Genomic DNA, 6,220 nt, shown 5'->3' with positions numbered 1-6,220 from the left:
TTGGTATGACTTGGAATGGTATATCAAAAAGGGAATCCCATTGGATGTAAATCATTTCCTGACCAGGGCAAAAGATACTAACGATTGGCTAGGTGACAGTATATCCAGGGAACAGATTATAGAGCTATTGGAGAACAAGATCAAATCAGTTTCTTTTAGCAGCATCAAAGAGGATGTTGTTAAGTTCATCCCAAACGATGAAGTCTTAAATATTTGGAGTCCTGAATATTTCAGAGATTTGATACAAAAAATTAAATTCGAGAATATTTGACTTTAGGAAATGTCAATTTGGGCAGTGTCAACAATTGAGCCTTCAAAGGCTTAATTATATAGGTGTAATTTCATTAGACAATATTCCAGTTTGAAACGGTGGGTAACCATCTTGCGCAGTCTTTGGATATGTTTCATTACGGTATTTTGCCCCATTTCTCTATCGTGGCCTTTTGGGTAATAGGTGCGAAGAAAACTCTCGAAATCACAAATAAATTTGTAATCCAATTGCTTCAAGAAGATATCGGTGATATTTCGATTCTTTAAAAGAAACTTCTTAATATACTCCTCAGTGACTCCATAATTTCTAATGGATCCAGTTGCGTGCGTGTTTTCTATTTTCTTGGAATGGTAATCAATAAGCTCAAGTAACGTTTTGGAACTCTCATCTTCTCCAAGAAATATAGTTTTAATCTTTTTTGCTGTTATCAACTCTCCTTGATATTTTAAGTCCTGAAATATCTGAAAGAGCAATACTCGTGTTTCCTCCAAGTACTGATTGATCTGTTTGGCCTCTGAAGAATGGCCCAAAACCTTCTTGTTCTTACCATCCCACAAATCGAGGGGCACTTTTCTCTTTAAACTGATTTCAACCCTTTTCTGATTGACAGTTATCCTTGCATAAAGTAATGCATTGTTGTTTTTCGCTTTTTTGGGATTCACCCAGAAGCGGATGCTAAATGTTTTGGAAGTACGCATAGTTGTCGTCTTTAAATGAAACAATTCTTTTAAGACAAAAGTCAAATCAACTACATCAAGTAAATTTAGTTGTTTTTTCAAAAGAGACCTCGGGTCTCCTTTGAAAAAAAGGTCTCTTTTTAAGCACCATTTAAATTCAAATTATATCAAATCAAATGAACCTATAAAAACTTAAAAACCAAGCAAATCCTAAAACTTGCTTGGTTTTGTTACCATCTTTAGAAGGTAAAAGTGACCACGAAGGGATTCAAACCCCCGACCGCTGGAGCCGAAATCCAGTGCTCTATTCAGCTGAGCTACGTGGCCAATAATCCCTGCGGAAGCAGGGATCTTTATTTAGGTTGTTCTAACCTTAATATTCATTTCTAGCTATTTCTGATATTCCTATAATAATTAAAAAAATCAGAGATTTCCATTTAGGCTAATTTAGCCTTTACTATGGTTGATATGGTTTTGCCATCGGCTTGTCCTGCCAATTTCTGATTAACAATACCCATTACCTTCCCCATATCTTTCATACCTTCCGCACCTGTGCTGGCAATCACCTCAAGAACAACCTTTTCAATTTCAGCCTCACTTAACTGTGCTGGCAAAAATTTACTGATCACTTCTGCTTGTGCCAATTCTGGAGCTGCTAAGTCTTGTCTGTTCTGCTCGGTATAAATTGCAGCACTATCTTTGCGCTGTTTCACCAACTTTGACAAAATCTTAATTTCTTGTTCTTCAGAAAGATCTTCTTTTGATCCAGTTTCTGTTTGTGCCAATAATATTTCAGATTTAATTGCCCGTAAAGCGGCCAAGGCTTCCTGATCCTTATCTTTCATTGCTGCTTTCATTGCAGCCATCAAATCCTCTTGTAAACTCATAATCCATTTTTTGATGCTGCGAAGATAATAAAAAGTAAGGATTGTATGGCAAAGGAATCATCGTATAATTGTAAAAAGTCCTAACAAATTTATTTTTAATGAATCTCTAAATATCCAGAAATGGACAGATTGCAATAAAATCCCTGCAACAAATTCTCCTGAACTTAAAAAACCCGAAAAACATAATATTTTTCGGGCTTTTTTAAAATATAGAACACTAAATCATCTAGTTACTAATCGACATTATCGTGCAAAAACGAATTATTGCTACGCAACTGAATATCGTCGTTATCATCCGTTCCTACAGACATTCTTGACGCATTGATTTGCGATGAATATCGGGTTTCATCCAAATTGACACCTTGTCTTTTATAAGCTGGTTCTCTTTCAATTTCATCCACTTTGGCAGAACTGAACTTATAATTAAAATCTTTCATTCTTCGTCTCCTTTCATCAGCACGTTCTTTTAGCATATCAGAAATTGGACTGTTCATCGGGTCAACCTCCTCTTTAAAAGCGGTTTCTTCTTGTGCTGAAATTACTTTTCTTTCAAATACAACCTCATCTTCAACAATAGGCTGAGGTTTGGTTTTAGCCTTATTCATAGATGATTCGTAGGCCATAAAATCGTCTAGTGCATAACGTTTTTCACCATTTTCATCAGCTTCTGTTACCGGAATGATTTCAATAGGATCATTAACTTTAATATCTTTTGTTTGATCATCTAACGAATAGATAATATTGCCTTCTTGTTTTGGTGTTTCTTCAGGTTTTTTGGTGAACAAAGGCAAATCAAATGAAAAAGTGAACTGCTCTTCTTCTTCAAAAATTTCTTTTGGAGCTTCTGGTTCAACCTGGGCAACTGGCGTAATAATAAAATCGTCTTCATCATCAAAATCCAAAACTTCATCATAAACCACATTGAGGTTTCTTATAAACTCATTGGTCGGGATCAAACGTTGGTTAACATCTTCTTTAATAACGACTTCCTCATCCACCAAGGTATGAACCGTCACTTTTACATCTTCTTTTTCAAGCGTAATATCAGGCATAATAATGACAGGCTCACGCTCTTTAACCTTAACCTCCTCATCTTCGAGGGCATGAATTACTTTTTTTACTTCGGTATTTGAAATCTCGTGTTGTTGTTCAACATTAAACCCCGTAGCAATAATAGTAACAGCAATAGCTTCTTCTAAAGTTTCATCTTCACCTACACCCATAATGATATTGGCTCCATGACCCGCTTCATTTTGAATATGGTCATTAATTTCACCAATTTCGTCAATGGTAATTTCGTGGGAACCAGAAACGATGAGCAACAAAACGTTTTTAGCTCCTGTAATTTTATTGTCATTTAATAACGGTGAATCTAAAGCTTTCATGATGGCTTCTTGCGCACGTGATTTTCCAGAAGCGGTTGCAGATCCCATAATTGCCGTACCGCTATTGCTTAATACAGTTTTAGCATCACGCAAGTCGATATTTTGGGTGTAGTGATGTGTAATGACTTCTGCAATTCCTTTTGAAGCTGTTGACAACACTTCGTCTGCTTTTGAGAAACCAGCTTTAAAGCCTAAGTTTCCGTAAACTTCACGGAGTTTATTATTGTTGATAACCACCAGGGAGTCACAATGTGCCCTTAAGGTTTCAACACCTTTTTGAGCTTGCTCATTTCTTGTTTTTCCTTCAAAAAGAAACGGCATGGTAACAATACCTACGGTTAATATTTCTAATTCTTTAGCAACTTTTGCAATCACGGGAGCCGCTCCAGTACCGGTACCTCCACCCATACCCGCAGTAATGAATACCATTTTTGTATTGGTATCCAACATTCTACGGATATCTTCTAAACTCTCAAGAGCTGCTTGCTCACCTACCTCTGGGTTGGCACCTGCGCCAAGACCTTCGGTCAGATTGACTCCTAATTGAATTTTGTTGGGTACGCCACTGTTTTGAAGGGCTTGGGAGTCGGTATTGCAAATTACAAAATCAACGCCTTTGATGCCTTGCTGAAACATGTGGTTGATAGCATTGCTTCCACCACCACCAACGCCGATGACCTTAATGACGTTAGATTGGTTTTTTGGCAAATCGAATGCAATGTTTCCAAATTCATTTTTATTGCTCATAATGTTTGGGTTTTTCTGGATTCTTAATTAATATTTATTTTTTATTTAACAGAACATGGCGCGATGGTCACTAAACACATTTGCCATTTCATGTTATTTACTCGACGTTATCTAAGAAATCTTTGACACGTTCTGTCATTTTTTCTAAGAATGAACGGCGTTCTTTTTTTACTTTTCTAACAGGTTCTTCGTTGGTTTCATCACCTTCTGCGGTTGAAGTATGCTCTTCAATGGCCGCTTCTTCTTCTAATGCTTTCTCAATACGTTTACGCTCTTGACGTTTTAAACCGTCCATCACTAAACCTACTGCCGTTGCATACAATGGGCTTGCTATTTCCTCATCACTATCGCCAGCCAAATGCTCATTTGGGAAACCTATTCTGGTATCCATTCCGGTGATATATTCCACCAATTGCTTTAAATGCTTTAATTGGGCACCGCCACCAGTCAATACAATTCCGGCAATAAGTTTCTTTTTCTGCTCTTCGTGACCGTAGTTTTTTATCTCTACATACACCTGCTCAACTATTTCTACGACACGTGCATGGATTATTTTTGATAAATTTTTAAGCGTAATTTCCTTGGGCTCTCTTCCTCTCAATCCAGGAATGGAAACAATCTCATTATCCTTATTTTCTCCAGGCCAAGCCGATCCGAACTTTATTTTTAACAATTCCGCCTGTTTTTCTATGATAGAACAACCCTCCTTGATATCTTCGGTAATGACATTACCTCCAAACGGGATGACTGCGGTATGACGAATAATGCCGTCCTTAAAAACAGCTAAATCTGTTGTACCACCTCCTATATCGATCAAAGCAACTCCTGCTTCTTTTTCTTCTTGACTTAATACCGCATTAGCCGATGACAATGGTTCCAGCGTAATACCTTCCAATTCCAGTCCTGAACTTTTAACACAACGTCCAATATTTCTGATAGAAGAAACCTGACCAACCACTACATGGAAATTGGCTTCCAAACGGCCGCCATACATTCCAATAGGCTCCTTAATTTCGCCTTGTCCATCAATCTTATATTCTTGTGGCAACACATGGATGATTTCCTCACCGGGCAACATCACCAACTTATGTACTTGATTGATCAAACGGTCAATATCATCATCATCAATAACCACTTCTGAATTTGGTCTGGTGATATAATCACTATGTTGTAAACTTCTAATATGCTGACCTGCTATGCCCACGGTCACTTCTTCAATCTTAACACCACTTTCGGCCTCTGCTTCTTGAACAGCCTGTTGGATGGACTGAATGGTTTGTGTAATATTATTAACCACGCCTCTATGGACTCCCAAACTTTTAGCTCTTCCAATTCCTAAAATTTCGACTTTGCCATACTCATTTTTACGACCGATCATGGCCACAATTTTTGTGGTACCAACATCCAATCCTACTGAAATTTTATTATTTTCCATTCTCTACTTTTTGGTACATACGACCTGTTTATCAAATCTTAAATTAACAATACTATAGCTGTTGAGCGTACTGTCTTTTAGAGCCTTTTGATAAAAGGCCTTAAGGTTATTTATTTTCTTGTCCAATTTGTCCAAAGAACCTAATTGTATTTTAAAATCATTTAATCGAAACTTCAGATCAACACTTCCATTTTCATTCTGATGAATTTCTATAACATGCTTTTTTAAAAACTCATCACTCTGCACCATTTTTGCAACTGTAAACACATTATGCAGATCATTTTTAACTACAAATCCAGTCACCAAAGGAACCCTAGACGTGTAATTTGTTGATAATGGCATGTAGGAACCATCCTCATCTATGTAATAAGAGGCATTTGTACTTACGCGAGCAATAGGTTTTTTTTGCTCAATCTCAGCGACCAATGTGCCGTTAACCTTGGTAAACACTTGTGCACGCTTAATCATGACGTTGGCGTTCAGGGCAGATTCCAAGTCGTTCAAATCTATCATTTCTTTAGATTTATTGGAAACACTCTCACCATTTTGTATTAACAACTTACTAACAGCCTCATGCGTGATAAATAAATTCTCATCACCCAAAAATTTAATGCTCGGTTCGCCCACTTTTCTAACTGCATTTCTACCCGAAGAAAACGCAAATAGGAAAATAACCAGCAGCAGTAAACCTACTATTTTAATATGATTATAATTTATTTTCAAATTCTAATGCTTCTTTTATATTTTTGACTAACGCACCGATATCTCCAGCGCCAATTGTCAAAACAACATCGGCGTTTGATGTTTTTATTTCTGAA

At 37.1% G+C, this 6,220-nt stretch carries 6 protein-coding genes and 1 tRNA gene; 1 reads left to right on the top strand and 6 read right to left on the bottom strand.

Features of this window, described 5'->3' with window-relative positions:
• Positions 1–271: hypothetical protein (locus VNJ50_RS02870; protein WP_325578875.1), on the top strand; the 271-nt coding region annotated here is incomplete at its 5' end.
• Between the two features lie 50 nt (positions 272–321).
• Here the strand turns inward: VNJ50_RS02870 and VNJ50_RS02865 are convergent.
• From VNJ50_RS02865 to VNJ50_RS02840, 6 genes are all read right to left on the bottom strand, one after another.
• On the bottom strand, positions 322–969 hold the full coding sequence (locus tag VNJ50_RS02865) for a phage integrase SAM-like domain and Arm DNA-binding domain-containing protein (protein ID WP_325578873.1): 648 nt from the start codon (positions 967–969) through the stop codon (positions 322–324).
• Between the two features lie 232 nt (positions 970–1,201).
• Positions 1,202–1,275 (bottom strand) — tRNA-Arg (locus tag VNJ50_RS02860).
• A gap of 110 nt (positions 1,276–1,385) precedes the next feature.
• A complete protein-coding gene (locus VNJ50_RS02855; protein WP_325578871.1) occupies positions 1,386–1,835 on the bottom strand; it encodes a GatB/YqeY domain-containing protein in 450 nt (149 codons plus the stop codon).
• 233 nt (positions 1,836–2,068) lie between these two features.
• Positions 2,069–3,967: a cell division protein FtsZ gene (gene ftsZ / locus VNJ50_RS02850; protein WP_325578869.1), complete on the bottom strand. Its 1,899-nt coding sequence runs from the start codon at positions 3,965–3,967 to the stop codon at positions 2,069–2,071.
• Between the two features lie 97 nt (positions 3,968–4,064).
• On the bottom strand, positions 4,065–5,402 hold the full coding sequence (gene ftsA / locus VNJ50_RS02845; protein ID WP_325578867.1) for a cell division protein FtsA: 1,338 nt from the start codon (positions 5,400–5,402) through the stop codon (positions 4,065–4,067).
• 3 nt (positions 5,403–5,405) lie between these two features.
• Positions 5,406–6,125, bottom strand: a complete 720-nt coding sequence (locus VNJ50_RS02840; protein WP_325578865.1) for a cell division protein FtsQ/DivIB — start codon at positions 6,123–6,125, stop codon at positions 5,406–5,408.
• Positions 6,126–6,220 lie beyond the last annotated feature (95 nt).

The sequence above is a fragment of the Gelidibacter sp. genome, from assembly GCF_035577925.1.
Lineage (GTDB): Bacteria > Bacteroidota > Bacteroidia > Flavobacteriales > Flavobacteriaceae > Gelidibacter.
This window is presented reverse-complemented; position numbering and strand designations above follow the sequence as displayed.

Excerpts from the sequence above, each read along its gene's own strand:
- VNJ50_RS02855 (WP_325578871.1), bottom strand. The coding sequence starts at position 1,835 with ATGAGTTTACAAGAGGATTTGATGGCTGCAATGAAAGCAGCAATGAAA.
- ftsA (WP_325578867.1), bottom strand. The coding sequence starts at position 5,402 with ATGGAAAATAATAAAATTTCAGTAGGATTGGATGTTGGTACCACAAAA.
- ftsZ (WP_325578869.1), bottom strand. The coding sequence starts at position 3,967 with ATGAGCAATAAAAATGAATTTGGAAACATTGCATTCGATTTGCCAAAA.
- VNJ50_RS02865 (WP_325578873.1), bottom strand. The coding sequence starts at position 969 with ATGCGTACTTCCAAAACATTTAGCATCCGCTTCTGGGTGAATCCCAAA.